Genomic DNA, 19,633 nt, shown 5'->3' with positions numbered 1-19,633 from the left:
AATTTAGCTCATTCTCAAATCTAGCAACTTCCCCAACCTACAATGGCCAAGCTTGCTGGCCATCGACTGGAATTGATTGCAGATCTAAGCTCAAGCAGTAGTCACCTGGTGCATAAACATATACTTGCTTCTCAATCATAGGATAACCGAGCAGCGCCAGTTGGTCTTTAGCAGCCTGAGTGGTTGCCAGTCCCCACATTTGATACATATCACGATAGTCGAGTTTGGTTGAATAGCTCATAGCGATCATCAAAAAATCATTATTAGTGATCGTTTTTGCCGCTTCGAGGCTAAATTGACTAAAGCCAAGTTGACTGCGCTTTTGCTGCCAAAGTTCATCTGAGCCTTTAGCGCGCTCAAATTCCCTGAGTAATATGTGTAATCTTGCTAATAGGTGCCAGCCATTTTCAAGCGCCGCATGCTTTTGTGCTGCGACCATCATTTGTAACATGGTCGCCATGCCGTTTGACCAACTAGTGAGCTTGGCATCTTGCATGTATACGAATGGATCGGGTTGATTAACACTTGCCTGTAATACCGCAAACTCGTCATCGATGTTGAGACCTTGGCAAGAGGGGAGTTTGCCAAGCTCAGTATAAGCGCGAGATTTACTGTAGTAAGAGTATGGGTTAGTGGATGCATGACCTTCATGGCCATCAAAACGTAAACGTCCTTTTTCAAGTCCATGGCCAAGTTCATGAATATCGCCATGTCCCGTTGGACTAAACGACCAACTGGCATCATAGGGGTTACCTGAGCAACCTGAGCCGCAGGTGGGTTGGTCGGCATTCATGTGTTTCACCGTATCAATACTATCAATCTCCCAGCCTTGGCTGGCGGCAAAATTGCTGATCTCTGCCACTTCATCAATGAATGGCCCTTTAAAGCCTGCGAGTAGATGTGGGTAGTTGTGTACCTGCGTCATGATGGCGATTTCCATCTTTTCAGGTGTATCCCACAGCGGCTCGTGACTCATGGTTTTTTGCATCTTGTCGAGGCGTGAATGCACTTCAAAATGTTCCGTTGCAAGCTCCGCCCAATCATACTGTTCAGCGGCTAAGTCCTGCATAAACTTTTCGCTGTTTTTGCCTTTACGCCAATAGGGATGTTGGCCAATGTGCTCAAATGCCAAAGCAACCGCTAGGTCAGTTTGATCAAACTGCACCTGTAGCGGACCACCATAGGGGCTAGTGAGTTTAATGGTTTCGCCGGCTTTGACTTCTATACGACTCGATTGCAGGTATTTAGGGCGGTTATAACCATTAACGGCAAATTCATGGGTCGAACCTGAGCGCTGAGTATTGATAAATACCCAGGTGCGAACCTTACTGTTATCAGTACGAGTGACCTTAACGGTTTGCCCTGGCAGCGCATACACGCCCGCGGAGCGGAAGCCTTTTTTACTGTTAATGGCGACGTTCATATCGACGGCAGTGATATGGCTAAAGTCGGTGCGACTAAAATTGCCTAAGTCATTAGGCAGTAGGTTGAACTCTCTGAAATGATAAACACTATGGTCTGCATAATAAGCTTTAAGGTAATTTAAGTTATCAGTGCTACTGACATCCATCGGGTACTGAATAGAGTGACGATAACCATCGCCTAATAGGGTTAATAATTTATATAGCTTATGATCTGACAGACCAAAAATATCCTGCTTAGCGCTATCGAAGGCCTGAATGTTTTGCTTAATTTGCTTAAGTGCACTTTGGTAATCGTTACTAAAGTTGTCATCGCAGCTGCTGGCGCAATTCGCTAGGGTAAAGTCGATATTACCGCTATCAAATAAGCTTAACCAAAGCTGCTCGCTTTGCAGTGCACTATGGTCTTTCAGCATGGCATTGACTGACGACCAATCCGCTTTATCTTGGGCAAAGTAGTTACCAGGGCCACCCGGTCCCTGCATCGAGAATCCCATAGGGTTTAACACCGTTTGCGTTAACGGCACACTATTCCAGCTATGAAGGTGCATATACAGCAGAGGTTGCTTCGCGCTTTGGATCTGCGCGATGAGTGGCGCTACAGTATCTATCGAGAATAGCTCCGCAGATCCGCTGATCACTAATTGCGCCTCGCTTAAACAGCTGCCCAGTGTGGCTTCGTCACTGCAGGTACTGACTTGCCAATCGGGATATTGGTTTGATACCCAATCGGTAATACGGTTAACCGTACTGCCATTCATTAAAAACAGTCGTACCTGTTTTGCGGTGGCTAATTGGGTTTGATCTTGAGCTAGCATCCAGCCTAAAAGACGTTTAAAGCTGGGCTCAAATTGGGCGTTATTGCCTTGCTGCAAACTCGAGATAATATCGGTGCCGAAGGCGGCGTTACGTTGGCCCGCTTTGTCGCTAGTGGCAGCAAAGGTTAAGCCTTTATTACCTGTTACCAACGCGAAAGCTTTTGTTTGTGGATAAGCATGTTCAGCACCAGAGAGTTGGATCATCTGTGAATGACGACCTTGGTCATACAGCACCGCGTCATTAAGATAAATGCTCTGCAAAAGCTCAGCACCCTCTTGGCGATAGTGCGTAATATGCTCAAGACCACGCTTGACGATTTCAGGCTCTAACCCTACCGAGATGCTGGCATCGCCTGTTTGCATTGCAGCGCTAATTTTATCGTTTAATAGAATATCGACCGTATCGATTGTGGTTTGATGACTGCTGTCTGTCACACTGAGTGATAAGGTGATTTTGCCGTCTTGGCTAAGATTGCTGGCATCAAGCACCACACCATTAATTTCGCCATTGATCAGTTGGATCTCTGGGCCAGCGGTTTGCGACCAAACAAATGAAGCATTGCCCGTTGCATGAACGGTCACATCCGCAGTCACCGACAGGTGTTTGTCATTCCAAGCGGTGATCGGGTCACCTAACTCAACCTCTGGAGCTAGCACGGTTGGCGGGGGAGTCGTACCGCTGCCATTATCTATTGGGTCTGAATCTTCAGCACCACCACAAGCGGACAAGCCCAGTACTATGCAACTAGATAACAGCCAATACTTCATTTATTTAACACTCCATAACCATTTTGCTACATTGTCTATTAAAATGATTTTCAATGCAAAATAATCAATAAAAACAATAGTTAAGTCAATTTTTTGGCTGGTGGTGGAATATTGGCAAAGTGCAATGGGTATATGTACCGGCTAGCGCGGTTTTATGGCTGGAAATAAATAAGGCAACCCGAAGGTTGCCTTATTTTTGCTCGCGTTAGCAATTAGCTAAAACGTTAGCGTAACGATGTAAGCTTAACCTTCTAGCTTAGCCAGTTCGGCTTTCTGCTCGGTTAGCTTTTCAATATCACGTTGATATTCAGCTTGCTTGGCACGCTCTTTTTCAATCACGGCAGCAGGGGCTTTAGCCACAAAACCTTGGTTCGATAGCTTGCCTTCAATGCGTTTGAATTCGCCAGCGGCTTTTTCAAGTAACTTATCGATACGTGCCACTTCTTTAGCCACATCGATTAAGCCAGCCATTGGGATCAACAGCTCCATGTTACCCACAAGCTGAGTGGTCGACATTGGCGCAGTTTCACCGTCCGCTAGAATCGTCATAGACTCAAGCTTAGCTAGGGTCTTGAAGAAGGTTTGGTTGGCCTCTAAACGCGCCTTATCTTGCTCACTCACACCGCGAAGTAGGGCATTAAGTGGCTTTGATGGGGCAATGTTTAGCTCGGCGCGAATGTTACGCACTGCGGTAATCACTTGCTTAACCCACTCAAGATCTTCCATCGCCACGGCGTCAACTTTGTCTGCCTGATATTCAGGGAACGCAGCCAACATCAAGGTGTCACCTTCAACACCGGCTAGCGGCTTAACGCGCAGCCAGATAGTCTCGGTAATGTAAGGCATCATAGGGTGCATTAGGCGCTGCATCTGCTCAAGTACCGTCACAAGCGTGTGGCGAGTACCACGAAGCTGCGCGTCAGTACCACTTTGCATAACAGGCTTAGTCAGTTCCAAGTACCAATCACAGAACTGGTTCCAAGTGAACTCATAGATAGTGTTAGCCGCAAGGTCGAAACGGTAGTTAGCCATGTGCTCGTGGTAAGCCTTAACGGTTTCATTGAACAAACCGATAATCCAGCGATCAGCAATCGACAGTTCCATTGCACCCGGCTTGCCATCAACCAGCAGTTGACCACAATCTAACGCTTCACCAATAGCATCGTCATCAGCATCTTCTGTTTGTACTTCAGTGTTCATCAGTACGTAGCGTGATGCGTTCCAGATCTTGTTACAGAAGCTGCGGTAACCGTCTAGGCGCTTCATATCCCAGCTAATATCACGGCCGGTTGACGCCATAGACGCTAAGGTAAAGCGCAGTGCATCAGTACCATGTGCTTCGATACCTTCGCTAAATTCTTTGCGGGTACTTTTCTCAATTTTAGCGGCCATTTTAGGCTGCATCATATTGCCAGTACGTTTTGTCACTAACGATTCAAGATCGATACCGTCAATCATGTCTAATGGGTCAAGTACGTTACCCTTAGATTTAGACATCTTATTACCGACTTCATCACGGATAAGTCCGGTCACGTAAACCGTTTTAAAAGGCACCTGTGGCTTACCGTTTTCATCTTTGATGAAATGCATGGTCATCATGATCATACGGGCAACCCAGAAGAAGATGATGTCAAAACCCGTCACCAACACATCTGTGGGGTGGAAGGCTTTAAGTTCAGCGGTATCTTTTGGCCAACCCAAAGTAGAGAAGGTCCACAATGCCGAGCTAAACCAAGTATCAAGTACATCATTGTCTTGGCGCAGTACCATTGCATCGTCAAGTTTGTATTTAGTGCGTACTTCGGCTTCGTCACGGCCAACGTAGACTTTGCCCGCTTCGTCATACCAAGCTGGAATTCTGTGTCCCCACCAAAGCTGACGTGAAATACACCAGTCGTTAAGGTCACGCATCCACGAGTTGTACATATTCTCGTATTGCTGTGGCACAAACTTAATGTCGCCGTTATCAACTGCTTCCATCGCTGTTTTAGCCATAGGCGCAACAGACACATACCATTGGTCTGTTAATAGTGGCTCAATAACAACGCCAGAACGGTCGCCATAAGGCACTTTTAATGCGTGTGGGTCAATCTTGCCCAACAGACCCAAGGTATCAAGCTCAGCCACAACCGCTTTACGTGCTTCAAAACGGTCAAGACCGGCATAACGCTCAGGCAGACTATTGTCTAATTCAGTGTTAGCCGTACCGTCAGTGTTAACAATTTCAGCGCTTGAGCGGATAGCCGCGTCAAAGGTCAAAATGTTGTACATTGGCAGTTCGTGACGCTTACCGACTTCATAATCGTTAAAGTCATGTGCAGGGGTGATTTTCACACAGCCGGTACCGAATTCCATATCGACATAATCGTCAGCAACGATTGGGATAAGACGGTTAACAATCGGCAGGTGAATAAACTTACCGACTAAAGAGGCATAACGTTCATCATCTGGATGTACGGCAACGGCACTATCACCTAGCATGGTCTCAGGACGCGTCGTGGCGATCTCTAAGTAATCTTTGCCATCGCTAGTTAATGCGCCTTGGGCGAGCGGGTAGCGGAAATGCCACATGCTGCCTTGTTTTTCTTTGTTCTCAACTTCTAAATCTGAAATCGCAGTGTGCAGGGTTGGATCCCAGTTGACCAAACGCTTACCACGATAAATCATGTCATCTTCAAACAGGCGGACAAACACTTCTTGTACCGCTTCAGACATACCGTCATCCATGGTGAAACGCTCGCGTTCCCAATCAACAGACGCGCCAAGACGACGTAGCTGTTTAGTGATGGTGCCACCAGACTCTTTCTTCCAGTCCCAGATACGATCGATAAAGTTTTCGCGACCTAAATCATGACGATTTAGCCCTTCTTCTGCAGCAATTTTACGCTCAACCAACATCTGCGTTGCAATACCAGCATGGTCAGTACCGACCTGCCAAAGGGTATTTTTGCCCTTCATACGTTGATAACGAGTCAAGGTATCCATAATGGTATCTTGGAAAGCATGGCCCATATGCAAGCTACCCGTCACGTTTGGTGGCGGGATCATGATGCAATAGTTGCCTTGAGACTCGTCGCCGTGTGGCTTGAAGTAACCTTTCTCTTCCCAGTTTTGGTAAAGAGATTGTTCGATAGACTGCGGGTTATATGTTTTTTCCATGGGAGCGTACTTATCTCAAACTAAAATTAATTGGTTGTATTGCTCAAGTCTTGGGTCGTTAGTGCTATCCCAAGAGTGCGATATTGCCGATAGCGATCGCGTGCGATCGCTTTATGGCTATCATCGTTGGCAACGAAGTCGATAATCTGACCAAAGTTTACTGCAAATTGCGGTACTTGGTCTGCAAGATTAATCAGAACATGGCGATTTTTATTGGCCCCAAGCCTATCAAAGCCTATTTCAACTGGGGCGCCACCTGCCGGCCCTTCACCTTTAAGGTTATGCGGCACGAAAGATTGCGGTTCAAACTGCCATAAAAGTTCATCAATGGCATAAGCCTGATCTTTGTCAGTGCAATGAATGTAGACCCACTGTTGGTTTACAAACGCCTGTTGAGCCAACTCACACGCAAAAATATGCACCTGCTCTAACGCTGAAAATTGAGCATGGCGCTGCGTATGACTGCCTTTAGGCATGAGATAAAACAGAGTCTGTGACATCGTTTATTCTTAGGGTCAAATTCTTAAGGTCTAAGCAACTTGGCTTTTGGACTGACGAAAGAGAGGATTTTACACTAAAACTAGGTTAGAGATCAGCCCCTTTTTACAGGGACTGAGGTTTTAAGTGTGGCTATTATTTCTTAAGGTTTACTTGAGCTATGAATTAGGAGCAGTGTCTAAAAACGATTAAAGCGTTTATATAAAGAAAAGCTGAATTTTTTAGTGCTAAATATCAAGTTTTTCTTTCTTAGGTTTGAACACTTTGGAGGCTTTTAGTCTTGGTTTCTTTTTATGAATGGCGATAGTGGGTAAGTTAAACCTTCTACGCTCGTTGTTCACTAGAACATCAGGCATGTTTTCTTCACAATAATGAGCAAACTGCTCTAAGTAAATACGTGAATATGCGCCACTCTCTATAGTTAAAGGTTCATCCAAATCAAGCCTTTTGTGTTTAACCCATGCTTCTAAAGAGTACCAAGTGGATAGATACATTGGCCCCCAAATATTCATAAAGTGGTTTCTTGAAATCAAATTATGTAAGGCCATATATCCTATACGTTGCAGCTTTACACTGACCTCTTGTGCTGCTGCCAACTCTTCAGTATTCCAGCTACAGTCGTAGTGCCTTATGTGCTCCCCGGGGCAATTACAATAGGGGCGACTTTTGTGTGCATTTGTTAAAACACGGATTGCTGGTTTTAGCAGATCCATTTCAGCCATCGCCCAGCGAAGAATATCAGCATCTCGTGATAACGAAGATTCCTTGATATTGTTAGAACCTTGCTTCAGGCCGTAAAGTAGTAGACCTGTCAGAATAACCATTAAAATATTGGTTAAGCCAGAAACACCATTCCAGTCGAAAGTCGTTAGTTGAACTTTAAATTCGTCAAACATAAGCCGTTGCTGTAAATGAAAAAACAAAAAGTAACATAGGTAGGGGATTATTCAAGTTGTAACTCTTTGATAGGGCGATCTAGCTGTGGATTTAGTTGCACTGCTCAAACATTAATAAAAAGTGGCTTGATGATGTTTAGCTCTTCCTGCTCTTCCTGCTCTTCCTGCTCTTCCTGCTCTTCCTGCTCTTCCTGCTCTTCCTGCTTTTTCTGCTTGTCCGGCTTTACCCTGCTTTCCACCGTCTTCGCATTCCCGTTCTGTAACGTCTCTGCACTATCCGGCTTTTCACCGTCTCAGCTTTATCCGACTTAGATCCACAGATACAAAAAAACCACTCTTAATAAAAAGAGTGGTTTTCAGTAAATTTAAATTGCTCCCCGGAACACCGACCGCTTGACGTAGCCCTTGAACCGTAGTTCAAGGCGGGTAAACGCATACTTCCTAAGGCTTCTCGATACGAGCCGAGCTTGCACAATGTCAGTAAAACGTTCACCCTGGGTTTTGTAAATATCGGCACAGGGACATTGCCAGCTAGCGCGAATCCCAGGGAGCAAAACTTTTATTCGTAAGCAGGTCAATTGACCTCTAAATGGCTTACGACACTAATTAGGTACAGCTTCAGTAAAACAGATTATAACCTTTTTAGGCCTCTTTAGTAGAACGTTCTACTAATGCATGCTCTAAAGTTGACTGCAGCAAACCGATTTTTTCATCCATCTGCTTGTTATAATCTTGATTCTTCTGTTGTTCTTCCAACAGCTCATAGCCGGTATTTAATGCGGCCATAATGGCAATTTCTTCACGACTAATGTTATTGGTGCGTGCTTTTAACGACAATAACTGATTTTCAAGATTATGAGCAACGTGCCTAAGTGCTGTCTCTTGTCCATCTGGACAAGCGATAGAGTAGGTGCGCCCCATAAGGGTAATTTCAATTGCCTTGTTACCCATTCCTAAAGGAATCCTTTAACCGTGTACTTGAGCGGACTATATCGGTCTAAAAAGCAAAGTGCAACAGCATCACCTCCTAAACTTAGATAGTTTAGATTAATTGTTGTTTAGATAGCCATTGGCGTACAAACATAGAGCGGTTTTGGCGATGGCTATGGTTGCTCGCCGATTTAAGTATGGCTTTATTGGCAGCCGTTTTCAGGTATCGATAGCCATTACCATTGCCCTTGGCATTCTTGATTATTGCTTTTGTGGTGGTGCCCGCAAACTTTTAACCACTTTATGGTGGCAACTCTTGGTCGAATCCATCAGTTCTGCTAGCATGAAGCTAGTAAATTTTGCGACTGGAAATGACTTTATGGCGACCCTCCCAACGCTCCGCATGGATAACTTACTTGCGGCACTCAACGAAGCTGAAATTGCTCAGCACCCTGTCGAAGTTCACGGCGCTTTAGTCGGCTTGATCTGTGGCGGTGTTGAACAATCATCTAAAGGTTGGACATCACCTTTATTAGAGCTGATGAATGACGGCCAAGCACTACCTCCAAAATTACAGCTGTTAATCGAAGAGCTCTATCAAGATGCGGTCACGCGTCTGTCCGATACTGACTTTGGTTTTAACCCTATGCTGCCAGAGGAAGAGGAGCCAATATCAAAGCGTGTTGAAGCGCTATCGTTATGGGTACAGAGCTTCCTGACTGGGATTGCAATTATTCAACCTAAATTGAATAAAGCCTCGAAAGAGGTGCGCGAAGTGATCCAAGACCTATCCGAAATTGCCCAGGTAGAATTTGATGTAGCTGAAGACGATGAGTCAGAAGCGGCACTTATCGAGCTGATGGAGTTCACTCGCATGGCTGCATTGCTATGTTACTCAGAGTTTGGGCCAGCAATCGAAGACGACAAACCAATAGACCTTGGTGTGTTGCACTAAACGTCCGTTGCTTAAGCCGCCATCGCACTCGTGTTATGGCGGTTTTGGTTTCTAAGAGACTAAGATAAGTAACAGCAATAACATCAGTTATCGGGTTAAAAATTCCATGGCTAATACACATGCGGTCGAACAGGTTGATATTGCAATCGTCGGCGGCGCAATGGCAGGGGCGATATTAGCTCTTGGACTCGCGCAGATTGCCAAGCAAACTGAACGACCTCTTAAAATCGCCTTGATTGAAGCGCATCGCCCTAATGAGCAACACCCGGGATTCGATGCTCGCTCTATTGCCATCTCTCATGGTTCTATCTTCGAGTTAAAAAAACTGCAGATATGGCCACACATTGCGGCGCTCGCCAGCGAAATCAAAAATATCCATATCTCTGATCGCGGCAATTTCGGCATGACCGAGCTCAATAGCGACGATCTTCAGCTGCCTTATTTAGGGCAAGTGGTTGAACTCGAAGCAGTAGGGCAACAGCTGTTCCGTCAACTAGAAAAAAGTGACATCCAGTTATATTGCCCTGCCAGTTTGACTGACGTTGAGGCACAAGCCGAACAACAGTTGCTGACTTTAGACAGCGGTCAACAGATCGCCGCCAAACTCTTGGTCGCCGCCGATGGTCTTAACTCTAAAGTGCGCCATGCTTTTAAACAGCCATTAGAGCAGGTCGATTTTCAGCAAACGGCGATCATTACTAATATTAGAACCGAGCAGCCGCATCAAGGTTGGGCGTTTGAGCGATTCACCCAAACGGGGCCATTAGCCTTGTTGCCGATGTCTAAACGTAATGGCGAACATCGACTTTCTATGGTGTGGGCGTTGTCATCCGCAGAGGCGGAGCAACTGCTTAAGGCGCCCAAAGCGGAGTTTATCGAAAAACTGCAAAGCACATTTGGTTACCGAGCAGGGCGCTTTATCGATATCGGTGAGCGCTTTAGTTATCCGTTAATGCTGTCGTATATGCCAAGGCCTATCTATCATCGCACCGTCTTTTTAGGTAACGCCGCGCAAACACTGCACCCTATTGCAGGACAAGGCTTTAACCTTGGGCTGCGCGACGTGGTCAGTTTACTTGAGGTGGTAAAGCAATCGCTCACTCACAGTGTAAACAGTGAGTTAGATATCGGTCTAAGCCAAGTGACGCACGACTATCTAGCGCGTCGCAATGTCGACCGAGAAAGCACCATGAACAATATTGAGTTCTTAGTGCGCGGCTTTTCTAATGATCACTGGCCGTTAGTCATTGGCCGAAACCTAGGCTTACGCCTATTATCTTGGTTTCCGCCGCTGAAAGCGCCCGTGGCGCGAAAAGCCATGGGCTGGACAAAAAGTTGAGCCAAGCTGACTGATTTAGTCAGCACCGTTGATATTCAATTTAGTTAAATGAGTAAGGGTTAAAAATGTTAAGCACACAAACTTATGATGTCGCGATTGTTGGCGGTGGGATGGTGGGTTTAGCGACCGCCATTGGCTTGGCAATGGAAGGCATTAACGTTGTGGTGATTGATGCCGGCCAAACCCACGCCGTATCTGGCCCGCCTAAACTCAGAGTGAGTGCCATTAATAAAGCAAGTCAGCACTTACTAACCAATCTAGGTGCATGGCCATATTTGGCGGCAAACCGCATTAGTCCTTACCAAAAAATGCAAGTGTGGGACAAAGACAGCCTTGGCAAAATTGACTTCGATGCACATTCCCTTAGCGAAACTCATCTTGGCGCCATCATTGAAAACGACTCTATCGCGTTTGCACTAGCTGAACGCGCAACAGAGTTTAGCGAACTGACCTACATCGAAAACCAGCGTCTTGAGCGTATCGCCTTTGGTGAACGTGAAGCATGGTTAACCTTAGATAATGGCGACAACATCAGCGCTGCATTAGTGGTGGCCGCAGACGGCGCCAACTCTTGGGTGCGCGAACAGTGCAAAATCCCGATGACTTTTTGGGATTACAACCACCACGCCATTGTCGCTACGATCCGCACCGAACTGCCCCATGGCGACACGGCAAGGCAGGTATTTGATAGTGAAGGTCCACTGGCTTTCCTGCCTTTGTACGAAAAAAACCTCTGCTCAATTGTATGGTCGGTGTCACCCGATAAAGCCGAGGCGCTACTGGCACTCGACAAGCAGCAGTTCGAACGTGCATTGACCGCCGCATACGATGGCCGTTTAGGCATGTGCTCACTGGAAAGTGATCGCCAAGCATTTCCACTCCGTATGCGTTATGCGCGCCACTTTGCTCGTCACCGTTTGGTATTGGCTGGCGACGCCGCGCATACCATTCATCCATTAGCAGGTCAGGGCGTTAACTTAGGTTTCTTAGATGCCGCCAGCATTATAGAAACCATCAGTGAGCTAAAAGAGCAGGGTAAAGACATTGGTGATTACCGTCATCTGCGCAGTCTTGAGCGCTGGCGTAAAGCCGAAGCGTTAGAGATGATAACCTCAATGGAAGGCTTTAAAAGACTGTTTGAGGGCACCAATCCTCTCAAGAAAGTCATCCGCGATCTTGGCTTAAATATCGTTGATAATTTTGCGCCATTGAAAACACTGTTTATTCAGCAGGCGCTCGGCAACAAAAAAAGCTTACCCAAGCTGTGTAAAAGTGAACAAGATTAACATTCTTCTGTTTTAGCTAAAGCTGAATAAGCTTGTTATTTCATGTACTTGTTGTTTTATCTTTGGAAAACAGCATTTTGGTATGAAATTATTACCATTACAGCATGAGAAAAACTAATGACTAAACTGTTCGGATTAGAAAATTCTTTTGTATACAAAAGCAATACTCAAGGTATAATTTCGCCGCATTTTAATACGACCAAATTGATCTGGTGACAAGCACCCTACACCAGTTGCAGACTCGAATACCCCAAAGAAGGGAAAGAAATGGCTAACAAAACTGTACTTTTTAACAAGCACCTAGAATCAAATGGCAAGATGGTAGATTTCCACGGTTGGGATATGCCACTTAACTATGGTTCACAAATCGAAGAGCACCACGCAGTACGTCAAGACGCGGGTATGTTCGATGTATCACACATGACAGTCGTCGATGTGATTGGTGACGACGCTTGTGCCTTCTTACGTAAATTGCTAGCCAATGACGTAGCCAAGCTAAAAGTACCTGGTAAAGCGCTTTACGGCGGAATGCTGGACCATAATGGCGGCGTTATCGACGACCTCATTACTTATTACCTGTCAGACACTGAATATCGCATAGTGGTTAACTCAGCGACTCGCGAAAAAGATCTTGCTTGGATAAACGAACAAGTTAAAGGTTTCAACGTCGAAGTGACTGAGCGTCCAGAGCTAGCAATGATTGCCGTTCAAGGCCCTAACGCCAAAGCAAAAGCGGCTACGGTATTTAACGCCACGCAAAACACCGCGATTGAAGGCATGAAGCCATTCTTTGGTGTGCAAGCAGACTCTCTCTTTATTGCCACTACCGGTTACACCGGCGAAACAGGTTACGAAGTTATCGTTCCTGAAGCTGAGGCCGAAGCATTATGGCAAGCCTTTTTAGACGCTGGCATTAAGCCATGTGGACTTGGCGCGCGTGACACGCTGCGTCTTGAAGCGGGCATGAACCTTTACGGCCTAGACATGGACGAAAGTGTTAACCCACTGGCGGCTAACATGGGCTGGACAGTGGCATGGGCACCGGAAGATCGCGATTTCAACGGCCGTAAAGCCCTTGAAGCGATTAAAGCAGCGGGCACCGACAAGTTAGTCGGCCTTGTTATGGACGCTAAAGGCGTTATCCGTCACGGCATGTCAGTATTCTTTACCGACAGCGACGGTGTTGAGCAACAAGGCACTATTACCAGTGGCACCTTCTCGCCAACGCTAGGTTACTCTATCGCCATGGCGCGTGTACCTAATACTATTGGTGATGTTGCTGAAGTAGAGATGCGTAAAAAGCGCGTCGCTGTTAAAGTAATCAAACCAAGTTTCGTGCGTAATGGTAAGCAAGCGTTTTAGTTTTTCTGGGTTAATACTGGTTATTTCGCCCTACTTTAGTGTCGCCAGTGCTCATTGATAAGTATCAACTGCGCGCTGGCTCCTAAAATTAGAACGAAATTCCTGCGTATTCACCTCAAAAAATGTTGGTGAATGTATAGAGCATTCATGGCATAGATATATGACTATTGGCTAAGTACGTTGATGGACTTGGCCAGTAGGGTAAAATAGCAGTTCAGGTCACTTTAAAAATCATTTTTCATTAGCGTTTAGCTTAGCGGTGAATATAATGATGAGTAATAGCCTTATCCTATTGAAGTGTATTGAAACAATATCCAATAGATTAATGGCAAAAGAGTGCTGAAACCGCTGCGAAAACACGCAAAAAACTGATATAAGCCTAAATAGGCAAATCAGTAAACGTCTTATTAAATTACAAAATTAGAACAATCGAATAAGGATTAAGACCAATGAGCAATATCCCAGCTGAACTTAAATATGCTTCTTCTCACGAATGGATCCGTAAAGAAGAAGACGGTAGCTACACAGTAGGTATCAGTGAGCACGCTCAAGAGCTATTGGGTGACATGGTGTTTATTGAGCTGCCAGATGTTGGCGACGAGCTAAACGCCGGTGAAGATTGTGCCGTAGCTGAATCTGTAAAAGCCGCGTCAGACATCTACTCACCACTTACGGGCGAAGTTCTTGCCGTTAACGAAGCGCTAGAAGATTCACCTGAGCTTGTTAACAGTGATGCATTTGGTGATGGCTGGTTCTTCCGCGTCATGCCTACTGACCTCGCTGAGCTAGAAAATTTGCTTGATGCCGAAGGCTATCAAGCGGTTATCGACGACGAATAAGTTGTGATAATCAACAAAGCCCCACTCTGCTAAAGACTGGGGCTTTGTCCGTTATATGGCAATGCCCGATAACGTGAACAGTTGAAATAGAGACCATACCAATGCCATTCATTAAATGAGCAAATATGCTCGATAGTGACATTGGTCTAAAACAACGAGACCAGTAAATCCGCTCCCCTACAGGTTGGATACTGGCAAATATGGAACCAGGTTACTCATGACCAAAGAAACCCTTACGCAGTTAGAGCAGCACGAATTATTTCTTCGCCGTCATATCGGTCCAGGTGCCGAACAGCAGCAAGAGATGCTGAATTTTGTGGGTGCTGAATCGTTAGAAGACTTGACCGAACAAATCGTGCCAGGATCAATTCTTCTTAATCGTGATCTCGCCGTTGGCGATTCATGTGGTGAAGCTGAAGGCTTGGCTTATATTCGTCAAATTGCGGATAAAAACAAAGTCTTTAAAAGCTACATAGGTATGGGTTACTACGGTACTGAAGTACCGAGCGTTATCCAACGTAACGTGCTTGAAAATCCAGGTTGGTACACGGCGTATACGCCATACCAGCCAGAGATCGCTCAAGGTCGTCTTGAAGCGATTCTTAACTTCCAGCAGCTATCAATGGACCTTACTGGTCTTGATCTTGCTTCTTCATCACTGCTTGATGAAGCCACCGCTGCCGCGGAAGCAATGGCGCTGGCTAAGCGTGTTTCTAAAGCGAAAAAAGCCAACATCTTCTTTGTGGCAGATGACGTATTCCCACAGACACTCGACGTGGTAAAAACCCGCGCCGAATGCTTTGGTTTTGAAGTCGTTGTTGGCCCTGCAGCTGACGCCGTTAACTACGAGCTGTTTGGTGCACTGTTCCAGTACACTAACCGCTACGGTCAAATCTGCGATTACACAGAACTCTTTACCCAGTTGCATGAGAAAAAGGCCATCGTTTCAGTCGCGGCCGACATCATGTCACTGGTGATGCTTAAATCTCCAGGTTCTATGGGCGCCGATGTCGTATTGGGTAACTCACAGCGCTTTGGTGTGCCAATGGGCTTTGGTGGTCCACACGCTGCATTCTTCGTGACACGTGACGCCTTTAAACGTTCACTGCCCGGTCGTATTATCGGAGTATCACAAGATACTCGCGGTAACCGTGCACTGCGTATGGCAATGCAAACTCGCGAGCAACATATTCGCCGCGAAAAAGCGAACTCCAATATCTGTACCGCACAGGTATTACTGGCCAACATGGCGTCGTTCTACGCAGTATTTCACGGCCCACAAGGCCTTAAGGTGATTGCAGAGCGTATCCATCGCTTAACCGATATCTTGGCAGCTGGCCTAAGCGCCAAAGGCGTTGAGCTGGTTAACAACACTTGGTTCGATACCTTGTCACTTAAAGGCTTAGACGTTGCCGCAGTGACTGCACGTTCAGCTGTTGCAGGCCTTAACCTGCGCATCGACGCTGACGGCATGCTGGGTGTCAGCTTGGCTGAAACCACCACCCGCAGTGACGTAGCTGAGCTATTTGACGTTATCTTGGGCGCAGATCATGGTCTAGACGTCGCTAAGCTTGATGACGCTATTGTGGCTAACGGCAGCACATCAATTCCAGCTGAGCTAGTGCGCACCGATGCAATCTTGACTCACCCAACGTTTAATCGCTACCAGAGCGAAACCGAGATGATGCGTTACATCAAGCGTCTCGAGAATAAAGATCTGGCCTTGAACCACTCAATGATCTCGCTCGGTTCATGCACCATGAAGCTAAACGCAGCCACCGAGATGATGCCTATCACTTGGCCTGAGTTTGGTAGCATGCACCCATTCTGCCCGCTAGACCAAGCGGAAGGTTATGCACAGTTACTCGAAGAGCTATCAACGTGGTTGGTGGAAATTACCGGATACGACGCGGTATCACTGCAGCCAAATTCGGGTGCACAAGGTGAATACGCTGGTCTACTTACGATTAAGCAATACCATGAGTCACGTGGCGACGCGCACAGAAATATCTGTCTTATCCCACAATCAGCTCACGGTACCAACCCAGCATCAGCCCAGCTTGCTGGCATGAAAATCGTAGTTACCGCCTGTGATAAAGCCGGTAACATCGACATGGATGACTTAAGAGCCAAAGCCGCAGAAGTGGCTGACAACTTATCTTGCATCATGGTGACTTACCCATCGACTCACGGTGTGTATGAAGAAAGCATCGGCGAAATTTGTGAAGTTATTCACGAGTTCGGCGGTCAGGTTTACCTTGATGGCGCCAACATGAACGCACAGGTTGGCCTTACATCACCGGGCTTTATCGGCGCGGATGTATCGCACCTTAACTTACACAAAACCTTCGCTATTCCCCATGGCGGCGGCGGACCAGGCATGGGCCCAATCGGTGTTAAAAAGCACCTTGCGCCATTCTTATCGGGTCACACAGTGATTAAGCACGGTCTTGAGTCTGACAATAATGGTGCGGTATCTGCAGCGCCATACGGCAGCGCAAGCATCTTGCCTATCACTTGGATGTACATCAAGTTGTTAGGTAAGAAGGGGCTTCGTCAGTCAACGCAAGTGGCATTGCTTAACGCTAACTACATCATGAAGAAACTGTCTGAGCATTACCCGATTCTTTATTCTGGCCGAAATGACCGTGTTGCCCATGAGTGCATCATCGATTTGCGTCCGCTTAAAGAGACATCGGGTGTGACTGAGATGGATATCGCTAAGCGTCTGAACGATTACGGTTTCCACTCGCCAACCATGAGCTTCCCAGTGGCGGGAACCTTGATGATTGAGCCGACAGAATCAGAATCTAAGGTTGAGTTAGACAGATTTATCGAAGCAATGGTGTCTATCCGCGGTGAAGTTGCCAAGGTAGAAGCAGGCGAGTGGCCAGCGGACAACAACCCGCTGCACAACGCGCCGCATACCTTAGCCGATATCATGGACTCAGAATTTGATTCACGTCCATATACGCGTGAAGAGGCTGTGTTCCCAACTAAAGCGGTTAAGCTAAACAAGTTCTGGCCTACGGTTAACCGTATCGATGATGTGTTTGGGGATCGTAATTTGATGTGTGCTTGTGTCCCAGTCTCTGACTACGAATAATTGCTGCTTGGGCTCGCTACTGCTAGCTTTCATAAAGAGTTAGCATCGCCAGCGACGCAATTATGGGAACCGTGAGTTTGATGGTTTCTGCTAGTTAAAGAATTGAAAAAGCGACCTTAGGGTCGCTTTTTTTGTGGAGATTAAGTTTGCTTTGACCCTGTTTATTACACTACAAGTCAGCAGTTACTCGCTTCGCAAACAAAGACTAAATCAGCTAATTAACTATATTCCCTTTGTCACTCAAGGGAGGTTAACGCCTCAAGGATACGGTTGAGATCAGAGATTTTTATACCATACCTCTAATTCCCATCAGCCCTTCAAAGATAATACGCCAAGCCTCAGGAATATCTGCATAGTTTTCACCCCATCCTAGAGTGTGGCAATACGCCTTATAAGGTTTTTCGCTTGAAGGGGCTGGATAGTCTAGAACATCTTCAAGAAACCTTTCTAAAACGTATAGGTTATCGTCATTACCTAAAGCAGCTCTAATGGGAGCATTATGAACTACTGCGCCGGCGACACCAGTATCTGAATCATGCATTACAATCGGTGATATACCAACTGCTTTCAAATATAATATCAATGATTTTAATACTGGCTTCCCTCTTCCCTTGATTACCTCGCAGTTACTCATTACATGATTTCTTACTTCTATAGGTAACCTTTTAATGGTCTCTCTAATAACTATGTCTTCGGAATCACCTTCAACTAAAATTGTTCGATTTCCAAAAAATGCCCTTGCTACATAATCATCAATTTTCAGAACCATTTTCACATATGTTTTATCATTATCTTGTAATTGTTTGAAAGCTTTAGATACTGAGAAAGTGTTAGTTTTACTGCCAACTCTGTCTTTTACAAACCTAGTTAAATTTTGCCTAGGTTTTTTGGACAGGTCTATCATGTATGGAGAATGAGTAGACGCTATGATTTGTGAATTCGGTGACACCAATTCATATATGGTATTTCTCATTTGGTTGGCGGCTGAAGGATGTAAAAATATCTCAGGCTCCTCAAAACAAATGATTAAACCACGGTCATTCTGAATTGCCCTTTCTTCTTCCCATATTTTTCGGAAACGAAGTAAACTAAATACAGCGGCCCTAATCATACCAGTGCCTTGATTTTGAATAGGAGTTTTAACGTTACTTTCCATTTCTATATCAAACTGAGGCACTAAAACTTCGTCTGGATTACTCAAGTTTGCAGTGACATGGACTGATGATTCGGGAAAAACAGATGACATTACATTGTTTAGTTGGCCTAACATTTTTCCAAAATCAGAATTTACATCAGCAGGGTCTAATTCAGCAGCTAAGCTATTTAGACAAGTTTGAGCTTCTGCGTAGTTTGGTGAACGGTCTCGAACTTCTTTAAACAACTCCTTGAGTGTTTTTTGAAGAGTTCCACTAGTTTTGGAAAGTTCGTACTCACCTCCATCAGCCGGTATCAATAAATACCTTGGAAGTCGGGACAATACATTACCTGCAATTCCGCCTGGATTCTTAAAAAATGTCTCATTTTCAGTAATGTTCCATAACTCATCTATATAATCTAACTTATCCTTAACTGCTTTAGCTGTCAGTGGGCCCGATAGCTTATCAAAAGTTTCCATTACAACAGCTTCAGGAATACCCCGCTCTATCAACTGTTCAATCTTATTCACCCCTGCGAACTCATCTTTTAAAATACGCTCGAATGCTTTAAGGTATTGAGTTGGAGCCTTACCGGGTCCCCATTCCTTTCTATAAATAATGGAAACCCCTGATTCTTGCTCTCCATCGGGAACTTCATAAGTGTACGTCCTACCTTTAAACCCTCTCCAAGTATCAGATAACGCACTAACGTTCCTAAATTCAGCTTGCATCACTACTTGGTCTGTAGCTATCTCACTTTCGCCAGTTTCAATATTAACTTGATGATTGAAGTCTTCTGTTGGTATTTGCTTATTAGTTAGCAATAGCTCTATTGCACTAATTAAAGAGCTTTTACCGCTGTTATTTTGTCCAATTAGGAATGTGGCATCATTAAAATCTATATTTACATCTATGAGCCTCTTATACCCTTGAATAGATAATGTATGTAGGTACATGTAACCTCTTTTTGTTTTTGTATAATTAAGTGAGAAATATCACGCATTTAGTCTCTCTCAGCATATGCCAACAAACTGTGATTAATCTCTCAGTCCCCTTCCTATTTTCACACGAAATGTCGTTATTTTAGCCAAAATGCAAACAAACCAATCATAGAAAACCA

Annotated in this window: 13 protein-coding genes and 1 other RNA gene; 6 read left to right on the top strand and 8 right to left on the bottom strand. The window is 45.4% G+C overall.

Going from position 1 to position 19,633, the window contains the following annotated elements:
• Positions 1-37 precede the first annotated feature (37 nt).
• From CXF82_RS17430 to CXF82_RS17400, 7 genes are all read right to left on the bottom strand, one after another.
• Positions 38-3,007 (bottom strand): ImpA family metalloprotease, encoded by a 2,970-nt coding sequence (locus tag CXF82_RS17430; protein ID WP_102044656.1) that lies wholly within the window; start codon positions 3,005-3,007, stop codon positions 38-40.
• Between the two features lie 243 nt (positions 3,008-3,250).
• Positions 3,251-6,166 (bottom strand): valine--tRNA ligase, encoded by a 2,916-nt coding sequence (locus tag CXF82_RS17425; protein WP_102038081.1) that lies wholly within the window; start codon positions 6,164-6,166, stop codon positions 3,251-3,253.
• Positions 6,167-6,192: 26 nt separating this feature from the next.
• Positions 6,193-6,666, bottom strand: a complete 474-nt coding sequence (locus CXF82_RS17420) for a DNA polymerase III subunit chi (RefSeq protein ID WP_101091798.1) — start codon at positions 6,664-6,666, stop codon at positions 6,193-6,195.
• A 225-nt stretch (positions 6,667-6,891) separates the two neighbouring features.
• On the bottom strand, positions 6,892-7,560 hold the full coding sequence (locus CXF82_RS17415) for a hypothetical protein (RefSeq protein WP_102044655.1): 669 nt from the start codon (positions 7,558-7,560) through the stop codon (positions 6,892-6,894).
• Between the two features lie 104 nt (positions 7,561-7,664).
• Positions 7,665-7,799: a hypothetical protein gene (locus tag CXF82_RS22635; protein WP_257982810.1), complete on the bottom strand. Its 135-nt coding sequence runs from the start codon at positions 7,797-7,799 to the stop codon at positions 7,665-7,667.
• Between the two features lie 131 nt (positions 7,800-7,930).
• Positions 7,931-8,113, bottom strand: a non-coding RNA gene (gene ssrS / locus CXF82_RS17405) — 6S RNA.
• 89 nt (positions 8,114-8,202) lie between these two features.
• Complete coding sequence (locus CXF82_RS17400; protein WP_101091800.1) at positions 8,203-8,511, bottom strand: cell division protein ZapA; 309 nt, start codon at positions 8,509-8,511, stop codon at positions 8,203-8,205.
• A gap of 358 nt (positions 8,512-8,869) precedes the next feature.
• Between CXF82_RS17400 and CXF82_RS17395 the strand changes: the two genes are divergently transcribed.
• From CXF82_RS17395 to gcvP, 6 genes are all read left to right on the top strand, one after another.
• Entirely contained in the window at positions 8,870-9,445 is a 576-nt protein-coding gene (locus tag CXF82_RS17395; protein ID WP_101091811.1) for a UPF0149 family protein, read from the top strand.
• Between the two features lie 106 nt (positions 9,446-9,551).
• Positions 9,552-10,784, top strand: coding sequence for a 2-octaprenyl-6-methoxyphenyl hydroxylase (gene ubiH, locus CXF82_RS17390; RefSeq protein ID WP_102044654.1), 1,233 nt, complete (start codon positions 9,552-9,554; stop codon positions 10,782-10,784).
• 65 nt (positions 10,785-10,849) lie between these two features.
• Positions 10,850-12,070: an FAD-dependent monooxygenase gene (locus CXF82_RS17385; protein ID WP_101091802.1), complete on the top strand. Its 1,221-nt coding sequence runs from the start codon at positions 10,850-10,852 to the stop codon at positions 12,068-12,070.
• Between the two features lie 267 nt (positions 12,071-12,337).
• Positions 12,338-13,432 (top strand): glycine cleavage system aminomethyltransferase GcvT, encoded by a 1,095-nt coding sequence (gene gcvT, locus CXF82_RS17380; RefSeq protein ID WP_101091803.1) that lies wholly within the window; start codon positions 12,338-12,340, stop codon positions 13,430-13,432.
• A gap of 449 nt (positions 13,433-13,881) precedes the next feature.
• Complete coding sequence (gene gcvH, locus CXF82_RS17375) at positions 13,882-14,271, top strand: glycine cleavage system protein GcvH (protein WP_101091804.1); 390 nt, start codon at positions 13,882-13,884, stop codon at positions 14,269-14,271.
• A gap of 217 nt (positions 14,272-14,488) precedes the next feature.
• The gene (gene gcvP, locus CXF82_RS17370) at positions 14,489-17,377 is read left to right on the top strand and encodes an aminomethyl-transferring glycine dehydrogenase (protein WP_102044653.1); all 2,889 of its coding nucleotides are present in this window, start codon (positions 14,489-14,491) and stop codon (positions 17,375-17,377) included.
• A 286-nt stretch (positions 17,378-17,663) separates the two neighbouring features.
• On the opposite strand, the gene CXF82_RS17365 is transcribed toward gcvP, so the two are convergent.
• Positions 17,664-19,469, bottom strand: a complete 1,806-nt coding sequence (locus CXF82_RS17365; protein ID WP_102044652.1) for an ATP-dependent nuclease — start codon at positions 19,467-19,469, stop codon at positions 17,664-17,666.
• Positions 19,470-19,633 lie beyond the last annotated feature (164 nt).

The sequence above is a fragment of the Shewanella sp. GutDb-MelDb genome (assembly GCF_002836075.1).
GTDB lineage: Bacteria > Pseudomonadota > Gammaproteobacteria > Enterobacterales > Shewanellaceae > Shewanella.
Note: the sequence above shows the minus strand (reverse complement) of the source record. Positions and strands in the feature narration are given on the sequence as shown.

What these genes read in the sequence shown, in the direction of transcription:
- CXF82_RS17395 (WP_101091811.1), top strand. Translation starts at nt 8,870, where the DNA reads ATGGCGACCCTCCCAACGCTCCGCATGGATAACTTACTTGCGGCACTC.
- CXF82_RS17385 (WP_101091802.1), top strand. Translation starts at nt 10,850, where the DNA reads ATGTTAAGCACACAAACTTATGATGTCGCGATTGTTGGCGGTGGGATG.
- CXF82_RS17415 (WP_102044655.1), bottom strand. Translation starts at nt 7,560, where the DNA reads ATGTTTGACGAATTTAAAGTTCAACTAACGACTTTCGACTGGAATGGT.
- CXF82_RS17425 (WP_102038081.1), bottom strand. Translation starts at nt 6,166, where the DNA reads ATGGAAAAAACATATAACCCGCAGTCTATCGAACAATCTCTTTACCAA.
- CXF82_RS17365 (WP_102044652.1), bottom strand. Translation starts at nt 19,469, where the DNA reads ATGTACCTACATACATTATCTATTCAAGGGTATAAGAGGCTCATAGAT.
- CXF82_RS17430 (WP_102044656.1), bottom strand. Translation starts at nt 3,007, where the DNA reads ATGAAGTATTGGCTGTTATCTAGTTGCATAGTACTGGGCTTGTCCGCT.
- gcvT (WP_101091803.1), top strand. Translation starts at nt 12,338, where the DNA reads ATGGCTAACAAAACTGTACTTTTTAACAAGCACCTAGAATCAAATGGC.
- CXF82_RS17400 (WP_101091800.1), bottom strand. Translation starts at nt 8,511, where the DNA reads ATGGGTAACAAGGCAATTGAAATTACCCTTATGGGGCGCACCTACTCT.
- gcvP (WP_102044653.1), top strand. Translation starts at nt 14,489, where the DNA reads ATGACCAAAGAAACCCTTACGCAGTTAGAGCAGCACGAATTATTTCTT.
- CXF82_RS17420 (WP_101091798.1), bottom strand. Translation starts at nt 6,666, where the DNA reads ATGTCACAGACTCTGTTTTATCTCATGCCTAAAGGCAGTCATACGCAG.
- ubiH (WP_102044654.1), top strand. Translation starts at nt 9,552, where the DNA reads ATGGCTAATACACATGCGGTCGAACAGGTTGATATTGCAATCGTCGGC.
- gcvH (WP_101091804.1), top strand. Translation starts at nt 13,882, where the DNA reads ATGAGCAATATCCCAGCTGAACTTAAATATGCTTCTTCTCACGAATGG.